At 59.2% G+C, this 25187-nt stretch carries 22 protein-coding genes and 1 pseudogene; 7 read left to right on the top strand and 16 right to left on the bottom strand.

Features of this window, described 5'->3' with window-relative positions; all coding sequences use genetic code 11:
* The first annotated feature begins 415 nt into the window (after window positions 1-415).
* The 3 genes from FFS13_RS06795 (at window position 416) to FFS13_RS06785 (ending at window position 3030) form a co-directional block, all read left to right on the top strand.
* Window positions 416-1243, top strand: a complete 828-nt coding sequence (locus FFS13_RS06795) for a hypothetical protein (RefSeq protein WP_137818344.1) — start codon at window positions 416-418, stop codon at window positions 1241-1243.
* Window positions 1244-1285: 42 nt separating this feature from the next.
* Window positions 1286-1858 (top strand): TetR/AcrR family transcriptional regulator, encoded by a 573-nt coding sequence (locus FFS13_RS06790; RefSeq protein WP_137818343.1) that lies wholly within the window; start codon window positions 1286-1288, stop codon window positions 1856-1858.
* A 170-nt stretch (window positions 1859-2028) separates the two neighbouring features.
* Complete coding sequence (locus tag FFS13_RS06785) at window positions 2029-3030, top strand: NADP-dependent oxidoreductase (RefSeq protein WP_137818342.1); 1002 nt, start codon at window positions 2029-2031, stop codon at window positions 3028-3030.
* 133 nt (window positions 3031-3163) lie between these two features.
* Here the strand turns inward: FFS13_RS06785 and FFS13_RS06780 are convergent, their stop codons facing one another.
* The 9 genes from FFS13_RS06780 to FFS13_RS06740 form a co-directional block, all read right to left on the bottom strand.
* Window positions 3164-3868: an NAD(P)H-dependent oxidoreductase gene (locus tag FFS13_RS06780; protein WP_137818341.1), complete on the bottom strand. Its 705-nt coding sequence runs from the start codon at window positions 3866-3868 to the stop codon at window positions 3164-3166.
* 143 nt (window positions 3869-4011) lie between these two features.
* Window positions 4012-4470, bottom strand: a complete 459-nt coding sequence (locus FFS13_RS06775) for a DUF2147 domain-containing protein (RefSeq protein WP_137818340.1) — start codon at window positions 4468-4470, stop codon at window positions 4012-4014.
* 100 nt (window positions 4471-4570) lie between these two features.
* The gene (locus FFS13_RS06770; RefSeq protein ID WP_137818339.1) at window positions 4571-5572 is read right to left on the bottom strand and encodes an NADP-dependent oxidoreductase; all 1002 of its coding nucleotides are present in this window, start codon (window positions 5570-5572) and stop codon (window positions 4571-4573) included.
* Between the two features lie 114 nt (window positions 5573-5686).
* The gene (locus FFS13_RS06765; RefSeq protein WP_137818338.1) at window positions 5687-6073 is read right to left on the bottom strand and encodes a hypothetical protein; all 387 of its coding nucleotides are present in this window, start codon (window positions 6071-6073) and stop codon (window positions 5687-5689) included.
* Between the two features lie 89 nt (window positions 6074-6162).
* A complete protein-coding gene (locus FFS13_RS06760; RefSeq protein ID WP_137818337.1) occupies window positions 6163-7149 on the bottom strand; it encodes an MDR family oxidoreductase in 987 nt (328 codons plus the stop codon).
* A gap of 40 nt (window positions 7150-7189) precedes the next feature.
* Window positions 7190-7999, bottom strand: a complete 810-nt coding sequence (locus tag FFS13_RS06755; protein ID WP_137818336.1) for an oxidoreductase — start codon at window positions 7997-7999, stop codon at window positions 7190-7192.
* A 130-nt stretch (window positions 8000-8129) separates the two neighbouring features.
* Complete coding sequence (locus FFS13_RS06750; RefSeq protein WP_137818335.1) at window positions 8130-8732, bottom strand: TetR/AcrR family transcriptional regulator; 603 nt, start codon at window positions 8730-8732, stop codon at window positions 8130-8132.
* 411 nt (window positions 8733-9143) lie between these two features.
* Window positions 9144-10511: a DUF1329 domain-containing protein gene (locus tag FFS13_RS06745; RefSeq protein ID WP_137818334.1), complete on the bottom strand. Its 1368-nt coding sequence runs from the start codon at window positions 10509-10511 to the stop codon at window positions 9144-9146.
* A 30-nt stretch (window positions 10512-10541) separates the two neighbouring features.
* Window positions 10542-12344 (bottom strand): DUF1302 domain-containing protein, encoded by a 1803-nt coding sequence (locus FFS13_RS06740; protein WP_371922937.1) that lies wholly within the window; start codon window positions 12342-12344, stop codon window positions 10542-10544.
* A 230-nt stretch (window positions 12345-12574) separates the two neighbouring features.
* Between FFS13_RS06740 and FFS13_RS06735 the strand changes: the two genes are divergently transcribed.
* Window positions 12575-13258 carry a TetR/AcrR family transcriptional regulator gene (locus FFS13_RS06735; RefSeq protein WP_137818333.1) on the top strand — a complete coding sequence of 228 codons (684 nt, stop codon included), beginning with the start codon at window positions 12575-12577 and terminating at the stop codon, window positions 13256-13258.
* Window positions 13259-13462: 204 nt separating this feature from the next.
* Here the strand turns inward: FFS13_RS06735 and FFS13_RS06730 are convergent, their stop codons facing one another.
* From FFS13_RS06730 to FFS13_RS06705, 6 genes are all read right to left on the bottom strand, one after another.
* On the bottom strand, window positions 13463-14803 hold the full coding sequence (locus tag FFS13_RS06730; RefSeq protein ID WP_137818332.1) for a DUF1329 domain-containing protein: 1341 nt from the start codon (window positions 14801-14803) through the stop codon (window positions 13463-13465).
* A gap of 189 nt (window positions 14804-14992) precedes the next feature.
* Window positions 14993-16177 (bottom strand): acetyl-CoA C-acyltransferase, encoded by a 1185-nt coding sequence (locus FFS13_RS06725; RefSeq protein WP_137818331.1) that lies wholly within the window; start codon window positions 16175-16177, stop codon window positions 14993-14995.
* Window positions 16178-16272: 95 nt separating this feature from the next.
* Complete coding sequence (locus FFS13_RS06720) at window positions 16273-17994, bottom strand: GMC oxidoreductase (protein WP_137818330.1); 1722 nt, start codon at window positions 17992-17994, stop codon at window positions 16273-16275.
* Window positions 17995-18048: 54 nt separating this feature from the next.
* Window positions 18049-19518 (bottom strand): class I adenylate-forming enzyme family protein, encoded by a 1470-nt coding sequence (locus tag FFS13_RS06715; protein WP_137818329.1) that lies wholly within the window; start codon window positions 19516-19518, stop codon window positions 18049-18051.
* A 43-nt stretch (window positions 19519-19561) separates the two neighbouring features.
* The gene (locus FFS13_RS06710; RefSeq protein WP_218568600.1) at window positions 19562-20488 is read right to left on the bottom strand and encodes an alpha/beta hydrolase; all 927 of its coding nucleotides are present in this window, start codon (window positions 20486-20488) and stop codon (window positions 19562-19564) included.
* Window positions 20485-21459 (bottom strand): enoyl-CoA hydratase/isomerase family protein, encoded by a 975-nt coding sequence (locus tag FFS13_RS06705; protein WP_137818328.1) that lies wholly within the window; start codon window positions 21457-21459, stop codon window positions 20485-20487. The genes FFS13_RS06710 and FFS13_RS06705 overlap by 4 nt, the downstream gene beginning before the upstream one ends.
* A 393-nt stretch (window positions 21460-21852) precedes the next feature.
* Between FFS13_RS06705 and FFS13_RS06700 the strand changes: the two genes are divergently transcribed.
* From FFS13_RS06700 to FFS13_RS06690, 3 genes and pseudogenes are all read left to right on the top strand, one after another.
* Window positions 21853-22701 (top strand): SDR family oxidoreductase, encoded by an 849-nt coding sequence (locus tag FFS13_RS06700; RefSeq protein WP_137818327.1) that lies wholly within the window; start codon window positions 21853-21855, stop codon window positions 22699-22701.
* Between the two features lie 156 nt (window positions 22702-22857).
* Window positions 22858-23532: pseudogene (locus tag FFS13_RS06695) on the top strand (haloacid dehalogenase type II); the annotation flags it as partial.
* A 350-nt stretch (window positions 23533-23882) separates the two neighbouring features.
* Window positions 23883-24431, top strand: coding sequence for a hypothetical protein (locus tag FFS13_RS06690; protein ID WP_137818325.1), 549 nt, complete (start codon window positions 23883-23885; stop codon window positions 24429-24431).
* Between the two features lie 41 nt (window positions 24432-24472).
* Here FFS13_RS06690 and FFS13_RS06685 read toward each other — a convergent pair whose 3' ends face one another.
* Window positions 24473-25102, bottom strand: coding sequence for a hypothetical protein (locus tag FFS13_RS06685; protein WP_137818324.1), 630 nt, complete (start codon window positions 25100-25102; stop codon window positions 24473-24475).
* Window positions 25103-25187 lie beyond the last annotated feature (85 nt).

Raw genomic sequence — 25187 nt, 5'->3', positions numbered from 1 at the left:
AAGCCACTCCACTTGTTTTTGTAATGTGTCTGGGCGATAGCGATTGGGCATGCCTGTTACCCGCTCCGAAGGGCTTTATTTCGCTATACGCTTTGTATAGTATTTAGCTTCGACATCGAATGCAACCGACGTGTTTCCCACAGGGCTGTGAGACGTTTTCGAGCTTCACGACGAGCCCCGCCATAGGAGAGGCAGGCCATAGGTTCACGTCGTTTAGGGAATGAGCCGCCTGCAGCTTTAGTGCTTGAGCACGGCTGCCATCAACGCGGATCTGGAGCGTGCCGCAGATCAACCGCATGTTGGCGACAGCGAGGTGCTAACGCAGGAGGCACTGGTACCAAGGCGCAAGGCGCAAGGCGCAACGATGGTGGCAAGGGCACAGTGATGCCGTAGCCGAGTAGTAAGGAGCAGTGCAATGCGTGAATTGAAACCGGAACTGGGCCGTGCAGAAGCCCAAAGTCGCCAAGCTCGGAATAAGGGAGAGATGAATCGACCTTTCATTGGTCAATCTGTTCGCCAGGTAATACTGCGGGGTATTAGGCTGGCTCCAATGCCCCCCCTCTATGGATTGGTGGTTTGGGCCATTCACGATTACGAGGGGCTACGTCAATTTCTATCGTCGGTGAACAGCATCGAGGTAAGTCAGGCAGTGCTGACTCTCGCCGTAGCTGGATTCATCGTTGGTGCCTTTACGCCTATGTTCATAGTCGCCGCTGCCCCCAAGCTATCCACTAATTCGTCTATGACCGATGAGTCTGAGCAGCAGAATGGCGAAGAATGGTATTGGGACAAGCGGTCAGAGGGCCGAGAGCTGGCGATTCAGGAGGCCATCAATACACGCTGCTCGCCGAATGCAGACAGCCGCTGGTCCATGGGCGACCTAATAAAGGAATTCGACTATCCCGAGAGCAAGGCTGGCTCCGATCTGCTCGACGGTAAAGTGATGCGATTGCTGGGTATTCAGTCCCTCTCGCTGAAGCCAACCCAGAAGCTAGAGGATGCAAAACGCTTGCTTTCTTTGCGGTATCAGGGGCTTGCGTCCAAGTATGAATGGGATGTTGAAATTGAACGCTTGGCATCTGGTTACAAGGCCTTCATTTCTGTGCGGGCGCCCGCAAAGAATCCAGAAATGGGGTCAGGACCCTGGCGGCTCTGCTTGGTCGCAGATGGTGCCTCTGCGGCCCTCGCAGTAACCCTCGCAGCCATCACTCGCGAGACTTGGACATTCTCTACTCGAGCATGAATGTCACATCTTTCTATGACTTCTGAGGGGGAAATGCCAACCATGCGCTACTCACCGGAACACAAAGCCCAGACCCGTCAACGCATCATTGATACAGCCGCACAACTGTTCCGCCGAGATGGCATCGATGCGACGGGTCTACAACCATTGATGAAAACTTTGGGACTCACCCCAGGTGGCTTTTACGCACATTTCAAATCCAAAAATGAGCTCGTCGAAACAGCTCTTCAGCGCGCGGTGGAACAGCGGCAGGCCCGCACGCAAGAAGATGTGACCAGCGAACAGCCACTTGCCGAACTCATCGCGCATTACCTATCCAGCGCACACCGCGCCAACCCTGAAACCGGTTGCCCACTACCAACGATCTCCGCCGAGCTGGGACAACGTGGCCACCCCAGCGCGACCACCGACCGGTTCATCTTGGATCGCCTGGACATGATTGAGTCAAAGCTCGACAGTGAGGATGCCGCAGAGCAGAGCGTGCTGCTACTTTCCAGCATGGTGGGTGCGCTTTTGCTTTCACGCAGCACCAACGACCCACAACTGTCTGACCGCCTGCTGAAAGCCACCCGCAAGTTACTTATCGAACACGTCGAGGCTCAGCCAGGCGCATGAAACTGATACCAGCTTGGCAGGCCTCCGTCTGATCCTGCCGAGTACCTCTCAGCCACAACCTAGAGGTACTCGGCAACAGCTCTGCCATCTGATCAAGCATCGGCTTTGGGGAGCAGCGTTTCAACCAACATTGAATTTCCGAAGGTTCGTCAAAGATGAAAAGTCAAACAATGAAAGCACTCACCTTCAAACGCTATGGCAAGTCGCCCGAGATCGGCTTCGCTGACGTTCCCCGCCCGACGCTGAAGCCCGACGAACTGCTGGTTCAGGTTCACGCTGCGGGTCTGAACCCAATCGACAACATGATTCCGACGGGAACCTTCAAACCCGTCCTGCGCTTCCAACTGCCGGCCACACTGGGCAGTGACCTGGCCGGTGTGGTGGCTGAGGTCGGCAACCGCGTGACTCGCTTCAAGCCAGGCGATGCCGTCTTCGCCAGCATCTTCGACCTTGGCATGGGCTCTATCGCCGAATTCGCGGTGGTACCGGAGAGCGCTGCCGCGCTGAAGCCGGCTAATCTGGACTTTGTGCAGGCAGCCTCGATCCCCATGGTCGGGCTCACCTCGTGGCAAGCGCTGAAGGAACGCGCCAATCTTCGGGCCGATCAGAAGGTATTCATTCCTGCTGGATCCGGCGGTATTGGCACGTTCGCGATCCAGCTGGCAAAACACTTTGGTGCCAAGGTGGGAACTACCACCAGCACGGGCAACGTCGAATTGGTGCGCAGCCTTGGCGCAGACGAGGTGGTCGACTACAAAAAGGAAGAATTCGAGAAAGTGCTGCGCGACTACGACACGGTGCTCGGCACTGTCAGGGGGGACGCGATTGAGAAATCCATCGGCATTCTCAAGCCGGGGGGCATGATTGTCTCGCTCATCGGGCCGCTGGACGCAGCGTTCGCTCGCGCTCGACGGCTGAACTTCTTCCTAGCGTTCGTGTTCGGGCTGATGAGCCGCAAGATCATGCGCCTTGCGAGAAAGCGGGAAGTCGCCTACTCATTTCTCTTCGTGCATCCCGACGGCGATCAACTCACCGAAATCGGCGAACTCCTCAAGGCGGAGCGCATCCAGCCAGTGATCGACAAGGTGTTTCCATTCGAGCAAGCAAAGGATGCACTTGTGTACCTCGCTCAGGGGCGATCCAAGGGCAAGGTTGTCGTCAAGGTGAGATAGCGGCGATCAGTGAATCGCCCGTTCAACAAGCAACCAACTCGCCTTCACCACCACGCCCACTGGCAAATGCGTTACCAGCGAGCGGGCTTAACGTGATGAACCTCAGAAGCCGCCAGTTGCCCTCACCGCGAACCTACGGGCGCAGCGGATACAAAGCGCTGTCAAACGCGGATAGACGCGGAAACACCAATGGCTCCTCGTCGCCAAGATTTTCCAAACGGTGTCTGTACTGAGACAGGAAGTCGCCACGGGCCTCATCGCTGATGTAAGGCACGTGCCAGGCGACAAAGGGTTCGAGCACGTCGAACCCAACGTATGCCAATGTGCCACGTAGGATCGGCCGCAGCATGTCCTGCAACGGCCCGTGAATGGCTCCCTCGCCAAACATATGCTCGCGCCCTCCCAGTGTCACCGTCACCAGTGCTTTTTTTCCGGCGAGGCCGCCTTGATCGTAAAAGCGCTTACCGCCATAGCAGATGCCGGAAACCAGTACCCGGTCGACCCAGCCCTTGAGCATCGCCGGCATCGAGAACCAATAGATGGGAAAGTTCAGGATCAGCAGATCGGCCCATAGCAGCTTGTCCAGCTCCTGCTGGATATCGCCCGACAGTGACTGGCTACCAGCACCCAAACGTTGCTCCAGCGCGTACACCAGGTAGGAGGGATTGGCGCGGGTAGAGAAGTCTGCGGCGCTAGCCACAGGGTTCCAGCTCATGGCGTACAGGTCGCTGACCTGCACCGAATGCCCCTGAGCCTGCAGCGTGGCGCTCGCCTGATCACGTAAAGCCGCGGTAAACGACTGGGGCTCGGGATGAGCGTGGACAATCAAAACGTTCATGATTACTCCTATCAGAGCTCAATACTTGAATCAGCGTCCTGCTTAATTCTCAGGTACAAGCGAGAAAGCACCAGGTAGCAGCCCTGTCATCTGACCGAGCACAGGCTTCGTCATCAGGCCGATAAGTGCCTGGAGTCATGGCCTTATTCTTGACGTGCCCAAGTCTGCGAGCGACCCAGCATTGGCATGCCGATATAGCCGCGCACGCTGAGCTTCTTACCACCGTCGATCACACGGACGTTACTGCTGTATACATTTCCGTTGTCTGGATCGAGGATTTGACCGTCAGCGTACTCGTCACCGTCCTTTACCAGACCAGACAGGATGACCAAGCCGATTACCGGCGCATTCTTGTTGTTCCCCTCGCACTTTTCACACTTCGGGTTCTGGTCTTCATTGGGGGCGGGAAACACTCTTTCGATGCGGCCCTGGAGGGTATCATCCGACTCGGTGATGCGGATCAGCGCCCTTGGCTTGCCGCTGACGTCGTCAATGTTTTTCCACAGGCCAACAGGCGAGGCATCGTCCGCATAGGCGGCTGATGACAGGATGGCTGCAATCAGAGCGAGCCCGAGATAACCCTTTCGGTGAAGATTACGCATTGCAATGGTCTCTAGGTTTGGGGCTATAAGGCTGCCGAACTATGTGCAGCAGCCTCACGCAGCGAGCGAGTACTCGCTCAATATCGAGCAAGATTATTTTTCATTTAACCTTCACGACGACCTTGCCTTTGGCACGACCTGTATCGACGTAGGTCAATGCCTCGTTGGTCGACTCGAATGGGAAGACCTTGTCCACAACCGGGCGTATGACTCCGGAGTCGATGAGAGCAGCGATCTTGCGCAACTGCTCTCCACTCGCTCGCATGAACAGGAAGGAGTAACTCACCTGATGGCGTTTGGCTTTTTTCCTGATTCCAAAGCTCAAAAGGCGCATGACCAGCTTCAGGAACCCGGATAAGCCAGCGCTTTTTGCAAAGTCGAGGTCAGGCGGACCGGAAATCGAGATGAGCCTGCCACCCGGCTTCAGCACGCTTAGGGATTTTTCGAGCGTATCGGCGCCCAGGCTGTTAAGAACTACGTCGTAACCACGCAGGGTCTTCTCGAAATCATCCTTCTTGTAGTCGATGACAATATCCGCACCGAGTTTTTTCACCAGCTCGACATTCGCGGTGCTGGTTGTCGTGGCAACGGTTGCACCCAGGTGCTTCGCCAGCTGAATGGCAAATGTTCCTACTCCGCCGGAGCCTGCGTGGATGAGAACTTTTTGCCCTTTCTTCAGGTTGGCTCTTTCGACCAGCGCTTGCCAGGCGGTCAAACCAACCAGAGGTATGGACGCTGCTTCTTCCATGGAGAGTTTTTCTGGCTTGATCGCCAGGGAGTCTTCTTTGATCGCGATAAACTCTGCGAAAGCCCCGATTCGATCATCATCCGGCCGGGCATAGACTTCATCACCTTGCTTGAAGCGCCGTACTTTCGAACCAACCCGGACCACGACCCCAGCCAGATCGTTACCCAGAACGAGCGGCAGGCGATAAGGCAGTATGAGTTTGAACTCCCCATCTCGAATCTTGGCGTCCAGAGGGTTCACACTCGCAGCGTGAATCTTGACTAATACGTCATGCTCCCCCAGCTTTGGCTCCGGCATTTCGGCAGACTGCAATGCCACCTTTTTTCCATAACGCTTGATTACAAATGCTTTCATCATGCTCTACCTAGTTTAATTTTGAATGAGCGGCTCTCACTGACAGCTGCGCGACTGTACGCAAGCAGTTCCGCACCTGCTGTTTGACTCGGCTGCTGACATGCATACCGCTTTTCAATGGTTGGTTTTTCTGGCACAGCCGACGCAAGAGAACGCCAGAACCAATGCGATTTCGATTAGCACAGCAACCAGGATTCCACGCTCTGCATGCCCCGTGACAAACTCAAAAGCACCAAGTGCCGCAAGTATCAAACCGGTCAGCTGAACCCCTCTGATCAGTGCTGAGCGGGCGGCTGATGGCTCCGCGTTCCTTGCCAAGAAGAACATGACCCCGAACCCTGCATACAAAGCAGCAGCACGTCGACCTACCAGTCCGACAGGGTAGGAGAGTTCTACGCCCCAACTGGACAGCACGAGATCGGGCGCAAACATCCAGGTGAGCGCCAAAGCGAAGAAAAGCAGCGCGGACAGAATCGCGAGAGTTCGGAAATTCAGTTTCATCATTGCGACCTAAGGTTCTGTGACGGGTTGGAGATGGATCAGGCCCGGCGACTTCCTGCCTGTCGCCGAGCAAAGCGGGCGCGACATCGTCACGCGTTGACGTCGACCACGGTGCGACCCTGGACTTTCCCGGCGAACATCCGGCCTACGACCGCGGGCACCTCGGCCAAGCCAACCACCTGAGTCGTGCGCGCGAGCTTGCTCAAGTCCAGATCACGCGCCAGGCGCGACCAGGCCTGGATACGGGCTTCCTGCGGGGCGTTGACCGAGTCAATGCCAGCCAGAGTCACGTTACGCAGGATGAAGGGTAGAACCGATCCAGGAAGATCCGCGCCCTGGGCCAAGCCGCAGGCGGTGACCACGCCGCGATACTGGGTCTGCGCCAGTACATTCGCCAGCGTATAACTGCCGACCGAATCCACCGCACCCGCCCATCTTTCGCGCGAGATCGGGGCGCCCTGCTCCGCCAGTGTCCGGCGGTCGATGATCTCCGCCGCACCGAGACTGCGCAGATACTCCCCCTCGTCGAGACGACCAGTCGAGGCGATGACGCGATAACCGAGACTCGACAAGATCGCAATGGCGATGGAACCGACACCGCCGTTGGCCCCCGTGACGAGGATGTCGCCACGCTGTGGTGTGAGGCCGCCATGCTCCAGGGCCAGTACGGACAGCATCGCCGTGTAGCCGGCCGTACCAATTGCCATAGCATCCCGGGTGGAAAAGACCTCCGGAATCTTGACCAGCCACTCGCCCTTCACCCGCGCCTTCTGTGCGAAGCCGCCGTGGTGGGTCTGGCTCAACCCCCAACTGTTGGCAACCACACGGTCACCAACCTCGATGCCAGGATAAGAGGAAGCCTCAACGGTGCCGGCAAAGTCGATACCGGGAATCAGTGGGAACTGCTTGATGACGTCGGCGTACCCAGAAAGGGCCAACGCGTCTTTGTAGTTCACCGTCGAATAGTCGACTTTGACGGTGACATCTCCGGGCATGAGATCTTGCTCATGCATGTCGACCACATTGGTCGAGATCTTGCCGTCGGTCTGGGTTGCGAGCAGTGCTTTGAAGGTCATCGTTCTCTCCTTAATTGACTGTGCTGCCAAGGGACGCGGTTTAGGCGTCGAGTCCCAGATCCTTGCGAATCCCGCTATCCATCACGCCAGCGGGTGCGAACCTGCGTAGGAAGTGCACGAAGCTGGCGCGTCTACCAGCGGCGTAGCGGAGTTTCGGGCGGGCCGCGAGGGCGGCCTGCAGCACGGTGTCGGCCACGACGCCAGGCGGATCACCAGCCTCGACGAGCTTCTGCATCTTTTTGCCCATAAACGCACGGATCTCGCGGTACTCATCGAGCTTGGCGTCGGGCTCCAGCAGGTTCGCGTCGAACTGGGTGTTCGTGCTCGCGGGCTCGATGACCGAAACCCGGATGCCGAAGGTGCGCAGCTCATGATCGAGTGATTCCGAGTAACCCTCGACCGCATGTTTGGTGGCCGCATAAAGCGCCATGTACGGCATCGGCAAGAAGCCCAGCACGGAGCCGATGTTGATGATGTGGCCACTCCCCTGCTGTCGCATGTAGGGCACGACGGCGCGGGTCATACGGACAATGCCGAAGAAGTTGGTGTCGAAGATCGCTCGGGCCTGCTCAATCGAACTCTCCTCCGCCCCCGCTGGGGCGACACCAAAGCCGGCATTGTTCACCAGCAGGTCGATCCTCCCCTCCAGGCGTATCACCTCTCTGACGACGGCTTCGACAGACTCATCGCTGGTCACGTCGAGCGGCAGCATCTCGAATGGTCGCTGACCCGCTTGAGCTCCCCGCCTGCTAGTGCCATAGACCTTATAGCCTGCCCCCGCGAGTCGCTTTGCCGTGGCTTCGCCAATGCCTGACGAGGCGCCCGTAACGAGCGCTATCTTGCTTTTCATCATGTCCTTCCTCTCGAACCTCATGGAATGCCTCCCAGTGGGGAGGCGGGCTTGGTCACCGCGAGACTGCAGATATGACGCGCATCATATTTTTACTCATAAAAAAGGCCGGCGTGGAGCACAGATCGAATTAGTCTGCACCTGGCGCGAGGTGCTTCAGCGTCGCCTCAAGCAATGCATCGGAGAGTTTCGGGTCATCGACCGCACGCGCCAGCAACAGTGTGCCGACCATCGTGGCCACAGTTACGAGTGCATGCTCGTGTGCGCCTGGCTGTCCCCAGTCAGGCAACTGACGGGCAACAACATCGATCATCTCCTTGATCCGGCAGGTGGCCACGCGCCGCACCTCAGGTGCCTGGCGCGGCATCTCCGAGCCGAGGGCAGCAATCGGACAACCCATCTCAACGCCTTCCAAATGCGCCTTCGAGAGATAGCTACGCACCAGAGCCGACAGGGCCTGCGCTGGTGGTGCCGCAGCGGCGATGTGCGCCGCCGCTGCGACAGCCTCGGCGCCGGCACGGTCAGCAGCCTCGGCGAGCAGAGCCTCGCGCGATGCGAAGTGGGCGTAGAAGCCGCCATGCGTCAGCCCGGCCTCTTTCATGATGTCAGCAACGCCGGTACCGCCGTATCCGCTGCGCCGAATGGCGCGCGCGGCAACCTCAACGATGCGTTCGTGTGTGACTTCTTTACGACCACGAGGAGTTCGTTTGGGTATCTGCATGACGGTCATCATATATAGTTCCACTCAAGGTTGGCAACCCTGCTCTTTACAGAGGTGTAACTATCAATGTGGCTCGGAGTAAAACGGTGCCGCAGTGTCAGGCAGTGGCTTGCCGAAAAAACGCTGCGGCCGGTGCAGCTTGAGCGAACAGAACAGACCAAAGCCACCGTCGAAATGAACACAGTGGGCCGAACCCAAAGCAAGGATCGCTTGCTTCCACGCCACCTGATGACCTGGATCACCTGCTCACTCGATGGAACGCTCGCAGCATCCACGCCAGGCTGATAACTATTGGCCTGCCCCTCCCATGAGAGCTGACCCACAGCACTACCTTGTTGGGCCTCGCGCCCGTAAAGTGGATGCACCCTACCGGGTGCACCACCAAGAAGCTGCTGCGCAGCCCGCCTTAACTCATCTACAAACTCAGCGCACGCCGGTTTGGCGTAGAGCCGCTGGGGTATAGTCGCCCGCCATCGTCGCCCCGCCAAAATCGTAAGACCGTTTCTCCTCGTTCTTCATACCGACAGCCAGGTAACGACCGGAGGTCAGCTCGTACAGGGCTTCCATCGTGTACCAGGGCACTTGCTTGTGATAGTAGAACTGGGAGTGGCCCTCACCGACGCGCCACAGGTCGCCGCGACCGTCATAGTGGTCAGCTTCGGCGATCTGCCAGGTGTCCTCGTCGATGAAGTAATCACGCTTGGCGTAGATGTGACGCGCACCGGGTTTCAAGGTGGCAGTCACATGCCAGACCCGATGCAGCTCGTAACGGGTCAGATCCTGGTTGATGTGACCCGCTCTGACGATGTCGTCGTACTTCAGCTGCGGCGAGTCGAGCTTGTAGCTGTTGTAAGGAATGTAGATTTCCTTCTTGCCGCTCAGCTTCCACTCGTAACGGTCTGGCGCACCATTGTAGAGATCCAGGTTGTCGGTAACGCCAAGGCCGTCGGCGGCAGTACCCGGGCCATCGTAGGCTGCCTGCGGGGCACGGCGCACGCGACGCTGACCGGCGTTGTACAGCCAGGCCAGACGCGGCTCCTTCACCTGATTGATGGTTTCGTGCACCAGCAGCACATCACCGGCCAGCCGAGCAGGCCCGGTCACGCGCTGCTTATAGTAGAACAGCACGTTACTTGCCTCGCTCGGATCGTTTTTGGTGAGGCTGATGGGCCAGGCGAAGTCGTCCTGCATGGTCACCAGGTTGTAGGAGCCATTTACCTGCGGCATGGCCTGGGCCAACAGACGCCTGACAGAGCCGCCACGGTAACGGGTGATGTGGTTCCAGATCACTTCCAAACCATTCTGTGGAATTGGAAAGGCGTAGGAGTTATGGAAGTTCTCCAGACCATTGCCACCTTCGACCAGCCTGGTGTTGACCGCGTTGGACTTGGCTTCAGCCAGCACGCTTTGCGGTACGCTGGCGGAGCGATGGGTCTTGTACACCGGCATTTTGTAGCTGCTCGGGTAGCGCTTGAGCAGCGCAATCTGCCCCGGGGTCAACTTGTCCTTGTACTGATCGAGATTCTGCGCGGTGATGGTGAACAGTGGCTGCTCGTCGGCGAACGGATCGGCCAGGAATCCTTTGGCATCGACGGCACCGGCGTTCTGCGGTAAACCGCCCGTCCACTCGGGGATAGAGCCATCTGCATTGCCGGCCTTCTCGGCCCCGATCGGGGTCAGCGTGGATCCCAGTTTGGCAGCTTCATCAGCCGATACGGCAGCCATCACGCTGGAGGCCAGCAGAGACAGCGCCAGAGCACCGGATTGCAGCAAGAGACTTATTGTTTTCATGGGTGATCGTTCCTCAATGTTCCAGGGCGCTTAAAAATTCACGCCAACGCTGAGTGCCACGAAGTCGCGGTCAACGTTGGTGTTGTACTCGCCGCCGAAGAAGTCGGTGTAGGAAAGGCTGGCGGTGTAGGTGTTCAGGTACTCGGCGTCCAGCCCCAGGCTGATGGCCTTGTTGCCCTCGGTGAACGTCGGACCATAGCCATCCACGTCATGCGACCAGGAGAGGTTCGGTCTCAGGTTGATGCCTGCGGCGACGTCCGGGTAATCCAAAATGGCTCGGGCGCTGTAGCCCCAGGACGTCGAGGTAAAGAAGCCCTTGTCGTTGCACTCATCAGGATTGTCAGCGTTCAAGGCCGTGCAGAATCCACCGGGGACCTCGCCGCTACCGAAAACTGCATCTCGACCGAAGCGCAGCTCGTTTTGGCTGATGTCGCCGATATGGCTGTAACCGACCTCGCCCACCAAGGTCAGACGATCGGCGCCCATGACTTGATCGATGAACTGGACAGCGGTGACCTGGGCTTGGGTGAATGGTTTGCGGACATAGCCATGAATCTCGTCGCCAGCGGTGGTGGCGGCATGCCCACTGGTAAACACGGGGTTCCCCAGAAAGCCCAAAGGCACTACCGCCCCCAGGGTCAGGTCGGTCGAGTTCAACTGCAGCGGCATATTGGGTCGATGGCTGATCTCGCCAGAAATGGCTGTTGAGCCCGCCGTGGTGGAGAAGCTCAGGCCGTACAGCCGAATATCTTCGGGGTATTCGGCAAAGTACTTGGCGGAGGCCTCGCCGGTTACCGGATCGGCGGCGAAGGGCGCGGCCCCGATCACGGTGCTGAAGATCGGCGTGCGGCTGTGGTAGTTCAGGGCATACAGGCCGAACTCGGTACTGTTCAGCTGCTCGGCAAACCAGCGCAGGGCTACCCCATACTGCCCACCATCCCGCGCATCGCGGTCGCCAATACGACCCACATAGCGGTAGCCGGCAGCCGGATCGGGGTTGCGGTCGGAGCCGGAGAATGCCAGGCGCTGGTCACAGCCATCGGCGAGCACATCGGTTCCCGTGAAAAAGGTGCCGCAGTTGTCCAGTACGGTCTGATCCCACTCCAACTGGTAGAACGCTTCGGCGGACAGCGAGTCGGTCAGGCCCTGGGACACATAAAGCATATTGACCGGAATCAGGCCTTCCTTGATCTCGGCTCCGGGGCGGCGGAAAGCTGCAACGTCAACCGGATTGATCGAGTTAATACCGTTCAGCAGAAAGGTGCTCTCGCCCCAGCTCACCACCTGCTTACCCAGACGCACCGAACCTGGCAGCTCGGCGATGTTGTAGTTGTGGTAGAGGAAGGCATCGAGGATCTGCGCGCCGGAAGCCTGAGCCGCCTCCTTGCGGTTGTGGTCGTCGATGTCATAGAGCAGACGGTGCTCGTCCTTCAACTCGAAGTCGTACCAGTACTTGCCGCGGACGAACACACCGGTGTCGCCATACTTCAACTCAAGGTCGTGAATGCCCTTGAAGATCTTCGAGAAGGTTTCGCCCTTCTTGAAGTTCAGACGCCCGTCATCGTTGGTCTGCGAAGAGGCTTGACCGCCATTGCGGGCACCGATCATGTCGGGATCGGCACCGCGTGCCGACCAACTGGCCCCCACGGATAGCGAGGAGTCGAACTTGCCTTCGACCTCGCCAAGATTGAACTCCATCGCGACAGCCTGGGTAGAGCCGCCCAGGGCAACGGCAGTGGCCAGCAGGTGCGGCCTGAAGCTCGCTAGAGTGGAGCCAAAGGTGTTACCAAGCTTCGCCGCGCCCAACAGCGGTGGCGCATACGTCTTCGTCATCTCGTAGATCCTCTGGTGATAAGCCTGGAGGGCAAGGACGCTCTCCATCGGTAATTTCCAGCTCCTGCCGCCATCAGCCCTGCCCTGAGCTTGCTGCCGACCCGAAGCAATAACAACGTTATAGGATGGTCGTGATGCAATCGCCGACTCCCTACCTGGCAGCAGAAATTTGCCAAAAACAATAACACTGTTATTTGATCAACATAACGCCGTTATGGCACCATTGCAATATGTCTACCGATACCTCTCTCCCTGATGTACGCACCCGTCTGGTCGAGGCAGCCATCCGCCTGCTCGCAACGAACGGCCCATCCGAAGTCAAGGCCCGCTCGGTAGCAAGCGAAGCGGGCCTCTCAACCATGGGGGTCTACACGCACCTCGGCGGCGTTCCGGAACTGCTTCAAGCAGTGGCCGACGAAGGATTCAAGCGGCTGACTAGCGTATTCGTGCGGGTTACAGCTACGGAGAATCCGATCACTGACCTGTGTACGATGGTTCTGGCGTGCAGAGACTTCGCACGAAGCAACCCCCACCTGTACGACTTGATGTTCGGTCTCTCCATCGAAGGCAGATACAGCCCCTCACGCTGCCCCACGACGCCAGTTGCTGGCGGACACTCGGCGGCATTTAAGGTGACCTATGCCGTTCTGGTGAAAACCTGCACCCGCCTGGTTGAAGCGAAACACGTCCGCAAGATCGATCCAGCCCTCATTGCGTTACAGCTGTGGAGTGCCGCGCATGGATTCATCATGCTCGAACTCGCTGGTCAATTCGCAGGGGTGGCCAATCCTCCGGCGGAAATCCTGGTGCCGATGTGCAACAACGTGGTTGTCGGCATGGGAGCGACGCGCGCACGCGCAGAGTCCTCTACCGCTGATGTCATTGCCGGGTGGGCAGACCGCGAGAAAAACTGACCAAAGAAGTTCGGTTCACCAAATGCAGCGAACTGCATAACCCCGTCTAGCGCGGGGCCTAGAAACAGAAAACCCCCGGAGAAAATATCTTCCGAGGGTTTTTTCTTTTCCGGCCCAGGCAGGGCAAGCCTTTCAGCTCAGTCCATCAACACGTTAAGCGAACATCTTGCCTCGAGGGCGTTTTTTCATTCAGTCGACGCGGCCTCAGTTACCTTCGCGGCGCAACGCCTGCGGGGTGAAATCGCCCGGGCTGAGCGGCGCGTGGAAGTCGTACATCGGCTCGTTGTTATCCAGGCCATCGGCGAAATAACGCTGGCCCTGGAAGTCGTAGACGGTCTCCAGGGTGCTGCCAAACATCGGCACGTCGTAATAGCTGATCGGATGACTCTCTTGCAGACCAATCAGCTCGCCGTGCTTGTCGTAGAGGTCGACCGCGAGGATCTGCCAGCTGTCCTCATCCAGGTAGAAGCGGCGCTTGGCATAAGGGTGCCTGAAGCCCGTGCGCAGAGCCGCCTCGACCACCCAGACGCGGTGCAGCTCGTAACGCAGCAGCTCGGGGTTGACGCTCTTGGCTTGCAGAATGCTCGCGTAGGGAATGCCTTTCTGGTGCACCGCGTAGCTGTTATAGGGCACCAACAGTTCCTGCTTGCCGAGCAGTTGCCAGTCGTAGCGATCCGGCGCGCCGTTGTAGGAGTCGACCATGTCGGCGGTAACCATGCCATAGGTATCCGGCTGCAGGCTATCGAACGCCAGCATCGGCAGCCGCCGCACGCGCCGCTCACCCCGGTTAAAGCGCCAGGCCTTACGGATCGACAACACCTGATCGAGGGGTTCTTGCACCACCAGGGCCGAACCCGCCAGCTTGGCCGGGGCGATCACCTTGTACTTGTAGAAGAACAGGGTGTTATCCAGATCCTTCGGGCTGACGCCCTCGCGACCGTAGCGAAAGTAGAGGTCGCGCTCGAGCTTGAGCAGGCTGTAGCCGCCGCTGGAGAGTACCGCCGCCTGATTGGTGACGAAGTGAGTCTGCTCGCCACGGTAACGCATGATGTGGTTCCAGATGGCTTCCTGCCCCGTTTGCGGCAGCGGGAAGGGAACCCCGGCGGCAACGCCCTGCACGCCGTTACCACCGGAGATCAGCTCGGCGTTAAGCGCATTGAGACGCGTGGCGTCATAGATGCGTTGCGGCGCCGCCGCACTGCGGCGAGTGGGGAATACCCGCAGGAAGTAGTCGGGGTTGCTCTCCAACAGCGTCTTCAGCCCCAGCGGCAACAGCGCCTGGTATTGGCCGAGGTTCTTGCTGTTGACCACATATTGCACGGTATCGCCGGCATAGGGATCGGGATGGTGCATGCCGGCTTGGTAACCGGCGATGGGTTGCGCCAAACCCGCCCAGGCCGGGATAGTGCCCGCGGCATTGCCGCCACGTTCACCGCCCAGCGGGGTGAGATCGCCACCGAGGCGACTGGCCTGGACAGCATCGACCTTGGCTTGCGCCTGCAGCGCAAAAACCGTCAGCAGCAGAACTGCAATACTTCTCAACACAGCTTTCTCCTCGCAGCGCAGCAAAGCCACGCCGTTTTTTTGTTTTTCTGGCCAGTAGTGTCGTTGTCGTTTAGTGCGAAGAGCAGTCGTCCAGGCGCGACTGTTACCGGTCACAAAAGAGCAGCCCTGACGCTGCCGCCAAAGCCACTCGAAATGCGTACGACTGCTCAAAAGATCGTCAAGAGCTCTTTAGAGCACTTCGAACAGCCCCGCCGCGCCCATGCCGCCGCCGACGCACATGGTGATCACCACATACTTCACGCCGCGCCGCTTACCTTCCAGCAGGGCGTGGCCGACCATGCGCGCACCGCTCATGCCGTAGGGGTGGCCGATGGAGATGGCACCGCCGTTGACGTTCAGCTTGGCCGGGTCGATGCCGAGCTTCTGGGCGCTGTACAGCACCTGGCAGGCGAAGGCTTCGTTAAGTTCCCACAGGCCGATGTCGTCGACGGTCAGGCCGTGCTGCTTGAGCAGTTTCGGTACGGCGAACACCGGGCCGATGCCCATTTCCTCCGGAGCCAGACCGGCCACGGCGATGCCGCGGTACAGGCCCAGCGGCTGGATACCACGCTGGGCGGCCAGGGCGCCGCTCATCAGCACGCTGGCGCTGGCGCCGTCGGACAGTTGGCTGGCGTTGCCGGCGGTGATGCAGCCGCCTTCGATCACCGGCTTGAGCTTGGTCAGGTCACCCAGCACGGTCTGCGGGCGGTTGCCTTCGTCGATGCTGAGGGTGACCTCTTCGAAGCTGACTGCGCCGGTTTCTTTATCCACCAGCTTCTTGCGCGCGCTGACCGGCACGATCTCGTTGGCGAACAGGCCAGCGGCCTGGGCGGCGGCGGTGCGCTGCTGCGACTGCAGGGAGTAGGCGTCCTGGGCCTCGCGGCTGATGCCGTAGCGCTTGGCAACCAGCTCGGCGGTCTGCAGCATCGGCATGTAGGCGTGCTCGGCCATATTCACCACGTTCGGGTCGTAGTCGCTGGCGGCCCACTTCATGTGGGTGTTCTGCACCAGGCTGATCTGCTCCTGGCCGGCACCGACGGTGACCTGCATGCCGTCGACCATAATCTGCTTGGCGGCGATGGAGATGGCCATCAGGCCGGACGCGCACTGGCGGTCGATGGTCTGCCCGCTGACGGAGAGCGGCAGGCCGGCGGCCAGCAGCGACAAGCGCGCCAGGTTGGTCGACGCGGTGCCGCCCTGCATGGCGACCCCCATCACCAAGTCTTCGATTTCGCCCGGCTCGATGCCGGAACGTTCGACCGAGGCACGGATGGCTACAGCGGCCATGCTTGGCGACTTGAGGTCGTTGAAGGCGCCGCGAAAGGCCTTGGCAATCGGCGTGCGGGCGGTGGAAATGATGACGGCATCTTGCATGGCGGTTACCTCGGCTTGTTATCAGAGTCAGTCGCGATGAACCCGACGGCCCAGCGTCGGTACAACTCGACGTGTTTCAGCGTCAATTGGGCTCATTAATGGAGTAGGGGCGGAACCTGGATCGAGGGCACACGCTGCTCGCCTAGAGGGCTGCGCTTAACACTGACCGTGGGCTGCCTCAACACTGCCGCCTCGCCTCGCTCATGCATATTTCCGTTGCTGCCCCGGCCGGCCTCTGGAATCTGCTCCATGGCGTACTCGGCGAGTGCCGTGATGGTCAGAGCTGGATTCACTCCGGGATTGGCTGGCATCGCGGCACCGTCACAGACCAGCATGTTCTGGTAGCCAAACACGTGCAGGTGCTGGTCAATCACACCGTTTGCAGCGTCGGCACCGATAACGGCACCACCCAACACATGGGCCGTGGTCGGGATATCGGCCAGCGCCTCCAGCACATTGCTTTGGGCAATGCCCCCCGTGCGCTGGGCCAGCCACTGAGCAGCCTGATTAGCTACGTCGATGTACGTCGGGTTGGGCTTGTCGCGATGCTGCTTAGTGACGAGACGATAACCACGCCCCAACCAGCGCTTCCTGGGGCGCAGCGCAATCGCGTTGTCCAGCGTCTGCATCACCAGCAGGGTCACCATGTGCCGACTCCAGCCCACCGGCCACACCGTCTTGAGCCATTGCAGCGGATGCAACGCGATGGCGGCTAGCCATTTCAGAGGCCGCGTCAAACGGTTGCCATTGCCGACCAGGACCGTGTACATCAAGCCCATAAAGTCAGCGTGGCGACCGTAGGTGAGAAACTCTATATGGGTATTCTGATCGACGTGGACACTGCTGCTGGCCGTGACATCGTTCCAGGTCTTGAGATCCTCGGGCAAACGCACATTCAAAACCGACTCGCTGTTGGTTCGTACCAACTCACCGAGACGGTCACTGAGCCGTGGCAGCGATCCGCCGAGCTTGCAGTTGGCCAACAATTCGTTAGTCCCCAACGCTCCACCCGCGAAGATCACCCCACGCGCGGTATAGGTCTGGCGATCTCTGGCAAACCAGGCACCGGGACGTTGCGTGATCACACGGTAGCCCTCACTGCCATCGGCTGCCCCGAGCGGGCTCACATCGACGACCTCGCGCTCGGCCATGACCTGCACGCCGCGCTTCTCGGCAAACCATAGGTAGTTCTTCACCAGCGAGTTCACCGCGCCGGTGCGACAGCCCACCATGCAGGCGCCGCAGCGCGTGCATCCAGTCCGATCAGGACCTTCGCCGCCGAAGTAGGGATCCTTGACCGTCTTACCCGGCTCGCCGAAAAACACACCGGTTGGCGAACGGGTAAATCTATCCTCGCCGCCAAAGTGCCGCGCCATCTCTCGGGCCAGTTGCTGATTGGTCGAATCAAACGGCACGGTCTTTACGCCAAGCATGCGCTCGGCCGTATCGTAGTGAGGCTGCAACAGGCCGTCCCAGTTACCCAGCTCGCGCCACTGCGCGTTCGCGAAGAACTCCGGGCGGGCACGGTACAGCACGCCGCCGTATACGGTGCTGCCACCGCCAACAGCCGACTGACTGGGGAAGAACACATGACGGAAGACCTTCATGCGCATCACGCCCTTCAAGCCCAGCGCGGGTGCCCATAAAAATCGTTGTAGTTGCCACGTCGACTTGGGCAGGTCTTCGTCGCGATAGCGCCGGCCACGCTCGAGCACCCCGACGCGATAGCCCTTCTCGGCAAGGCGCAGCGCCGAGACGCTGCCGCCGAAGCCCGAGCCGATCACCAGCCAGTCGAAGTCGAAAACGGTGTTGGTCATGCTGCATTCCCCTTCTACGTGCGAGCTGCTGCCGCCAAATTCCCAAGCAGAGAATTACTGATTGCTCGGCCCGAATTTGGCCCACAGCTCCCGCAGCTTTGGCTTGTCGATCTTGCCCATGGCGTTCTTCGGCAGGCTGTCGATGACGTTGATTGTCGACGGCCGCTTGTAACGCGTCAGCCGGCTAGCGCAATGCTCATCCAGCGCAGCAGCAGAAGCCGTGAACCCAGGACTCAATGCGACGTAGGCGATCACGATTTCGCCGAAGGTCTCGTGAGGAGCACCGATCACCGCCGCTTCGAGCAAGCCAGGGAAATCGCCCAGCGCATCCTCGATCTCCTTCGGATAGATATTTTCGCCACCGCGGATAATCATTTCCTTCGAACGCCCGACTATGGATAAGTAGCCGTCCTCGTCGATACGCCCAAGGTCACCGGTGTGCAGCCAGCCATCGACGATTGTCTTCGCCGTTTCCTCAGGTTTGCCCAGGTAACCACGCATCACGTTAGGGCCCTGCACCAGAACCTCACCGATTTCGCCATTCGGCAGATGCCTGCCATTCGGATCGGCAATTGCGATGCGCTGCCCAATGAACGGCAGGCCAACGGTGCCGGCCTTGCGCACACCGTCGAAGGGGTTGATGGTCGAGGCGCAGGTACCTTCGGACAGCCCATAGCCTTCGATCAGCGGAAAGCCATAACGAGACTCAAAACTCTTGAGCAGTTCAGCCGATGCGGGCGCCGCACCACAGATGCCATAGCGCAGGCTGGACGTGTCGGGTTTGACCTCACTCGGCAACGCGTTGAGCATCGCGTAGATGGTCGGCACGGCGGAGAAATACGTCGGCCGAAGCCGCTCGACATCGCCGAAGAAAGTATTGATGTCAAATCGCTTGCGAATCGTGACGTGGCCGCCAGCTGACAACGATGTGAGAATGCTGACCACGATGCCGTTGACGTGAAACAGTGGCAGCATCAGCAAGCAATGATCCGCCGCCGTGACCTTGATCGACTGACGCCCCATTTCCGCCATGGCTTCGATATTGGCGTGATCGAGCATCACCCCCTTGGGTAGACCGGTGGTGCCGCTGGTATAGATCAGCAGAGCAAGCGCGGCGTGATCATCGAACGCGTCACCGGCGTGCAACCCGCCCTCGTCCAGCGCGGCAACCGACAGGGAGTGCACGTCTGCGACCACGGCTTCACCGCTCTCGTTGACGACCAGCTTTGCCCTCGAATCGGTAATCTGGTGGGTCGCTTCCTTGCTGGTGAGGCTGGGGTTGATCGGCGTAACTGCCGCCCCCAGACGCCAGGCCGCGAACATTGCCACGACGAACTCCACCTGGTTGGGCAGCATGATGGCGATAACGTCACCCGGTCCTACACCGAGATCGGCAAATACCCCCGCCGCAACGAGAACGCGGGAATGGAACTGCCGATTGGACAGGTGGGTGGTGGCATCCGCAATGCACGGCGAGTCGGGGGCCGAGGCCGCGCGCAGGTCAGGAAGTTTGGAAAAGCGCATTCTTGTTCTCTCTAAGAAGTGGGCAGGTAAGGCGTGCTCAGTTCTAGTGACTGGGGGCAGCGAGCAGGTGCTGAGTCAGGAACCGGGTCTGATCCGATACCAGCTGTTCGAAGGCATCGCCCAGATAGAAGGCGAAGTGTCCGGCCTCATACAGCTTGATCACGCCATGCGGTGCCCGGCGTGCCAGGGCAATGGTCTGCTCCGGAGGTGTAACGGTGTCCGTCGTGCTGACGCAGAACAGGATTGGGAACCTCACCTTGGCGGCAGAGCGTCCCGGCCGGTAAGTGGCGATCTCCGGAATCACCCGCGCCGCCACATGGTTGACGAAGGTCAGCCCGTCCGGGATCAGGGCCAGGTAGCCCTCCAAGGCATCATGGGCATTCATCAGGGCCGGCTTGCCGGGTGCTGCGGCAATGGGCACCATCACCGGCGGTCGACCAGACAGCTTGGCCGCGAAGTCACGCAGAATGACCGGCAGCATTTTCATCGACGCGCCCACACCCAGCGCGGCGGCGGAGGCTAAGCCATCGGTAAAGGGGCACTGGCTGATGGCTGCCAGCAGCTCGGGATGCCGGCTGGCTACCGTGATCGCATGGCCACCACCAAATGAGCTGCCCCAGACGGCAACCCGACTGCCATCGACATCGGCGCAGCCTTTGACGAAGTCCAGCGCCGCATCCCAGTCCGCCAGCTGGCGTTTCACCGACATCAGCTGGCGTGGCGTGCCACCGCTGTCACCGAAATAGCGGTAGGTAAAGGCCAGGGTCGCGATGCCCGCGGCGGCAAAGCGCTCCGAAAAAGCGCCGAGGCGCATCTCGCGAACCGCGCCGAGCCCATGCCCAAGTACCACAACCGGCGGTTTCTCTACCCCTTCCGGCAGGTAGAGCCAGGCCGAGCAATAGGCTTCACCCGAATCAAAACGCACATCCCGGCGAGTGAACTGATGGAGAGGTTGTGACATCTGGTTCATTTACTCTCCCTCCCGTTCGGCAACGGCAAGGAACCCAGCTCAAGGGTTTCTGCATAAATAGCGGGGTTGTACAGCGGCAGATCGCCGTCGCGAGCAGTGCGCTCAAGGTATTCGACCATCAATGTTTGTGCGGTCTCGGTCGGCGAGATTTTGATGAACTCGGTGCGCTCCATATGCAGCCCCTCATCCAGGGTTGCGGAACCGCCGAAGTACACGGCACGCTTGATGGCCTCGATGGCGCCTCTGGAGCGGGATCCCAGATAGCGGGCCTGCTCGATGGCGCGATCAAGCAACTGATCCGGAGCGACTACTTCGTCGACATAACCGATCTCGAGCGCTTTTTTCGGCGGCACAGGCCGACCTTCGAGCATCAACATGAGGGCGCGATGAGCACCGACCAGACGCGGCAATCGCTGAGTTCCCCCGCCGCCGGGATGGATACCCAGAAGTATCTCTGGCTGACCAATAAAAAAGTCGCCATCCGCCATCAGACGGACGTCGCAGGCTTGCGCGAACTCGCTGCCAAGCCCTAGCGCAGACCCATTCAGGGCCGCGACAAAAATTACGCCACAGCGATTCATCCGCAGGAAAGTGTCGTGCAGCTTGTCGAGCTGCATGCCACCGCCCAACGGTGTCAGCGTGGCAAGTGCTTCCAGACCCGGCGTTCCACGAACGGCCTTCGAGGTTCGAGCGACTGCAGATGAAGCGTTACGCCCGAGCTTAGGGATACTTGCGCCACCCTCCTGCAGCCAACGCACATCGGCATGACCAATAAAGCGGCCTGGGTGAGTCCCGGTAAATACCACGGCATCGACGGAAGCATCGGACTCCACCTTGTCCAAGAGCACCGCGAGCTCTTCAGCCATCGCCAGGCCCATCATCCCGTGCGGACCTCCGTTGAGCCGCACGATCAGTACAGAACCGCTGGCTTCCACATCAAGGCACTCAAGCGGTGCATGCGTCTTCGTCATCTCTAAGACCCTCAGGTGATAAGCGTGAAGAGCTGCGCGCTCTCCATCGGTGATTGCCAGCCCCAGCCATCATCAGATCGGCTCAGCGCGGTAACCGCTGCCAATCCAATAACAACGTTATTTGACAAACATAACACTGTTATATCACTGTCGCAATATTCCTCCCGTCAGCTCGCTTCGTGAACGTCTCGTGACTGGGTACGACTCCAAACCGCTAGCTACAAGCCGACTGGACAGGCTTGCAGAAGACTGGAGTGCTCAAGGCGCGCAGGGGGGGAAGCAAGCACGAATCCAGACCTCAACCAATACGCGCAGGTCGACACCCACATTGCTGTCTATGACCAGCACTGCGCTCAAGAATGGGGATTTCAGTACATGAAGGAGACAACAGAAATGAAACAGCAGACCAGCGTGGCGCAGAGCAAACAAACAACCCAAAAATCGGTTGAAACTGCTTATCCCAAGTGGCGCCCTGCGATCTTCGTAACAGGCGCCGCATCCGGGATCGGTCGTGCATGCGCCGAGTTGTTCGCCCAACGCGGTTGGTTCGTTGGCCTATACGACGTCAATGCAGACGGCGTCGCTGCGGTCGCCGCAACCCTGGGCGAGGGTAACGCCATCTCCGGCGCTCTCGACGTGACTGATCCCGAAGCATGGCAGAGAGCGCTGGCGGATTTCTGGACTCACAGCGGCCAGCGTCTCGACGTGCTGTTCAACAACGCGGGCATTCTCACAGCAGGGAAGTTCGAAGCCGTTCCCCTGGCCAAGCATAACGCGATGCTTAGCGTGAACGTCCAGGGGATGGTCACCGGATGCCATAGCGCATTTCGCTACCTGCGGGAGACACCCCGCTCCCACGTCATCAACATGGCCTCAGCCACCGCGATCTACGGCCAGCCTGACCAGGTAACCTATTCCGCGAGCAAGTTCGCCGTGCGCGGATTCACAGAGGGGCTCGATCTCGAATGGAGCAAATACGACATTCGCGTAAGCGATATCTGGCCAACCTTCGTCAAGACGGCAATGGCCGAGGGCTTTGGCCCCATCTCCGCCGCCAAATCACTTGGCATTCGGCTCTCGCCGACCGACGTCGCCTCGACCGTGTGGACCTGCGCAACAGCCAAACGATACATCCACAAGACTCATTGGACTGTCGGTCTGCAAGCGGGCTTTTTGTCGATCGCCACGCGCCTCGGACCGCCAGCTCTCACCCGCTGGGTCGTCCAGTATCTGGCGCGATGACCGGAGGGATTCGGTTAATTTTGACTGGGTGGGCTGAGGCCCACTCGGCCAAAACCAACTCTCGTCGCCGGTGCCAAATAACTGGCTACGAAAGCCGTTACATTTACCCAGGACTCTAAAGCCAGCCGTTACTGAAGCTGGGGAGACCTCTTCAGTACAGTTGTTGATTGGCACTCGAGTATTGCGCGTGAAACGCGCACGTTCCTGTCCACGTACCTACCAACAGTCAGCCCTGCGGATTTTGCATTGCAATGGCGCGAGTTGTATCCGCCGGCAATGCGCGAGTGCGTCAGCGGCCAGAGAGGATTCGTTGTTCTAGACACGTTGCACTATCAGACGTTGCAGAAGCTGTTGGGAGTTCACGGCCTAGACGTCAGCCAGATCGCCCCTGATGTGTTGTGGAAGCTCGCCCATGCCTGGCGCCGTCTGGCCCCTTGGCCCGATGTGCCTGAAGGTCTGGCTCAGCTCCGCCAGCGCTTTCCAATTGTGACCTTGTCGAATGCCAATGTGGAGTTGATGGTTGCATTGAACCGGTACAACGGCTTGCAGTGGGATGCCCTTCTGGGCGCGGAGTTCGCGCAAACCTACAAACCGGACCCCGCTGCCTATCTCACCACTGCACAGGCGCTAGGCTTGGAGCCACAGCAACTGTGCCTGGTTGCGTGCCACCACTGTGACCTTGCGGCGGCCAGAGCCTGTGGATTGATGACGGCTTATATTGATCGACCATTGGAATATGGTGGAGCCCCTGCGCCCGACGCAGGCTATGTCCAGAGCTGGGACTGGCAGGCCAACAGTTTCACTGATCTTGAGCGTGAACTGCAGGATTAGGAGCTGGCTAGGCAACAAGCGAGCCGGGCCGCTTATGAGGCAGCCAGATCAGCTCAAGCGCGTCGTCAGGCACGCGAGAAGTACGGCAGCATTGACATCAAACTGCCCCAGTAAGACAAAAGCAAAACGCCCGGGTTATCTCAGCAGCAGGCGTTTTGCGTTGACCGGTTGAGCCCACAGCAACTAGCGGACGCTCCGTGGCAGCCCCATCCTACGCGCCATCAGACGGCACAGAGCTAGCGATTCACCATCGCAACATCAGGCGCACAATCTCCCCGTTCAGCAGGCCGACGATGCGCCATCACTGTGCTATCATCGCGCGCCACTACCCTCCAACCGAAAGGACTCACATGTTAAAGCGCTTTACTGCTATCGCCATCGCCGCCCTTATTCTCCAAGGGTGCGGCATCGCCATGCCACGCTACGAAGCAAACTTCGATAACGTGCAGATACTGAAAAATCAACCCCACCTGGCCAAACTCAATGCACCTACAGTCGCGGCAGACAATGGGCAGGACTCGGTTTCCGTCCGCGCAAATCCTGTGCGCAGCCCGGAAGGCTCAATCAGTAAACATATACAAAAGGCATTGGAAGATGAATTGCGCCTGGCTGGTTTGCTGGAACCGTCAGCCTCGCGCCATCTAGACGTACGTTTGCGTCAGAGCAAACTGGATGCTGCAGTCGGCACCGGCACTGGTGCGATCAGCGCAGACTTCAACCTGCGTGAAGGCGAACGCTCCCTCTACAGCAGCAGCAAGATAGTAACCAGCACATGGGACAGCAGCTTCGTCGGTGCCATTGCGATCCCGGCGGCGGCCAATGCATTCAACCCGCTGGTGCGCAAGCTGTTAGCCGAACTGTATCAGGATCCGCAGTTCATCAACGCGATGAAGCAATAAACCCACGAATAGGCGCGCCGACAAGAGCGCGCCAAACTCAATCAGCCACGCAGCGGCAATACCCCTTGCGCGTACTTCAGAACCTGCTGATCGACCATTTGCTTCAACAAGGCGTTGAGCTGACGGCGAAAACTGTCGCTGACGGCTTCAGCCGGTGTGTACGCCATCATCGGGATGAAGATCAGTCCCATCCAGGTACGCACCGATTCATTGTTCTGCCCAGCCAGAACCGGTTGATTCTGATCGTCGAGAACCTGCAGGGTCATGGTGTATTCATCCTTTGCGGTTGCCGGGATCACCATAAAGGTGAAACCAGAAATGAAACCGCTCACCATTGCCGCACCCGCAGAGCCGCTGTTGTAGACATTCAGCTTGAGGGTGTAATCGCCGGGCTGCTTCTGAAATTCATCGAGCGTGTACCGGCTGAATAATCCTGAGTCGCGCAGAGATGCCTCAAGTTGCGGCTTTAGCGAATCTCTTGCCAGCGGCACTTCGACAGCCTTGGGATCACCCGCCTTACCTTGATAAAAGGTGAAATCAACAAACACGCTGGGGCGCTGCTGGTAGCTGGCCATAGTTGGCAAGGTGGTTTCTGGAACTTGGTTGCCCGGGAAGCTAGCGCAGCCGGCCAGCGTGAAGGCCAACGCCATTCCCAACATCTTCAACTTCATTTTTGATCGTCCTTGTTTACTGAGGAATTCCGCCGGCCTGATCAGTGCCGGCGCGACGGACGCGACACTCTATGCAAAGCTTGCT

This window comes from Pseudomonas sp. 2FG (assembly GCF_005502935.1).
GTDB lineage: Bacteria > Pseudomonadota > Gammaproteobacteria > Pseudomonadales > Pseudomonadaceae > Aquipseudomonas.
This window is presented reverse-complemented; position numbering and strand designations above follow the sequence as displayed.

What these genes read in the sequence shown, in the direction of transcription:
- FFS13_RS06795 (WP_137818344.1), top strand. Translation starts at nt 416, where the DNA reads ATGCGTGAATTGAAACCGGAACTGGGCCGTGCAGAAGCCCAAAGTCGC.
- FFS13_RS06790 (WP_137818343.1), top strand. Translation starts at nt 1,286, where the DNA reads ATGCGCTACTCACCGGAACACAAAGCCCAGACCCGTCAACGCATCATT.
- FFS13_RS06785 (WP_137818342.1), top strand. Translation starts at nt 2,029, where the DNA reads ATGAAAGCACTCACCTTCAAACGCTATGGCAAGTCGCCCGAGATCGGC.
- FFS13_RS06780 (WP_137818341.1), bottom strand. Translation starts at nt 3,868, where the DNA reads ATGAACGTTTTGATTGTCCACGCTCATCCCGAGCCCCAGTCGTTTACC.
- FFS13_RS06775 (WP_137818340.1), bottom strand. Translation starts at nt 4,470, where the DNA reads ATGCGTAATCTTCACCGAAAGGGTTATCTCGGGCTCGCTCTGATTGCA.
- FFS13_RS06770 (WP_137818339.1), bottom strand. Translation starts at nt 5,572, where the DNA reads ATGAAAGCATTTGTAATCAAGCGTTATGGAAAAAAGGTGGCATTGCAG.
- FFS13_RS06765 (WP_137818338.1), bottom strand. Translation starts at nt 6,073, where the DNA reads ATGAAACTGAATTTCCGAACTCTCGCGATTCTGTCCGCGCTGCTTTTC.
- FFS13_RS06760 (WP_137818337.1), bottom strand. Translation starts at nt 7,149, where the DNA reads ATGACCTTCAAAGCACTGCTCGCAACCCAGACCGACGGCAAGATCTCG.
- FFS13_RS06755 (WP_137818336.1), bottom strand. Translation starts at nt 7,999, where the DNA reads ATGAAAAGCAAGATAGCGCTCGTTACGGGCGCCTCGTCAGGCATTGGC.
- FFS13_RS06750 (WP_137818335.1), bottom strand. Translation starts at nt 8,732, where the DNA reads ATGATGACCGTCATGCAGATACCCAAACGAACTCCTCGTGGTCGTAAA.
- FFS13_RS06745 (WP_137818334.1), bottom strand. Translation starts at nt 10,511, where the DNA reads ATGAAAACAATAAGTCTCTTGCTGCAATCCGGTGCTCTGGCGCTGTCT.
- FFS13_RS06740 (WP_371922937.1), bottom strand. Translation starts at nt 12,344, where the DNA reads ATGACGAAGACGTATGCGCCACCGCTGTTGGGCGCGGCGAAGCTTGGT.
- FFS13_RS06735 (WP_137818333.1), top strand. Translation starts at nt 12,575, where the DNA reads ATGTCTACCGATACCTCTCTCCCTGATGTACGCACCCGTCTGGTCGAG.
- FFS13_RS06725 (WP_137818331.1), bottom strand. Translation starts at nt 16,177, where the DNA reads ATGCAAGATGCCGTCATCATTTCCACCGCCCGCACGCCGATTGCCAAG.
- FFS13_RS06720 (WP_137818330.1), bottom strand. Translation starts at nt 17,994, where the DNA reads ATGACCAACACCGTTTTCGACTTCGACTGGCTGGTGATCGGCTCGGGC.
- FFS13_RS06715 (WP_137818329.1), bottom strand. Translation starts at nt 19,518, where the DNA reads ATGCGCTTTTCCAAACTTCCTGACCTGCGCGCGGCCTCGGCCCCCGAC.
- FFS13_RS06710 (WP_218568600.1), bottom strand. Translation starts at nt 20,488, where the DNA reads ATGAACCAGATGTCACAACCTCTCCATCAGTTCACTCGCCGGGATGTG.
- FFS13_RS06705 (WP_137818328.1), bottom strand. Translation starts at nt 21,459, where the DNA reads ATGACGAAGACGCATGCACCGCTTGAGTGCCTTGATGTGGAAGCCAGC.
- FFS13_RS06700 (WP_137818327.1), top strand. Translation starts at nt 21,853, where the DNA reads ATGAAACAGCAGACCAGCGTGGCGCAGAGCAAACAAACAACCCAAAAA.
- FFS13_RS06690 (WP_137818325.1), top strand. Translation starts at nt 23,883, where the DNA reads ATGTTAAAGCGCTTTACTGCTATCGCCATCGCCGCCCTTATTCTCCAA.
- FFS13_RS06685 (WP_137818324.1), bottom strand. Translation starts at nt 25,102, where the DNA reads ATGAAGTTGAAGATGTTGGGAATGGCGTTGGCCTTCACGCTGGCCGGC.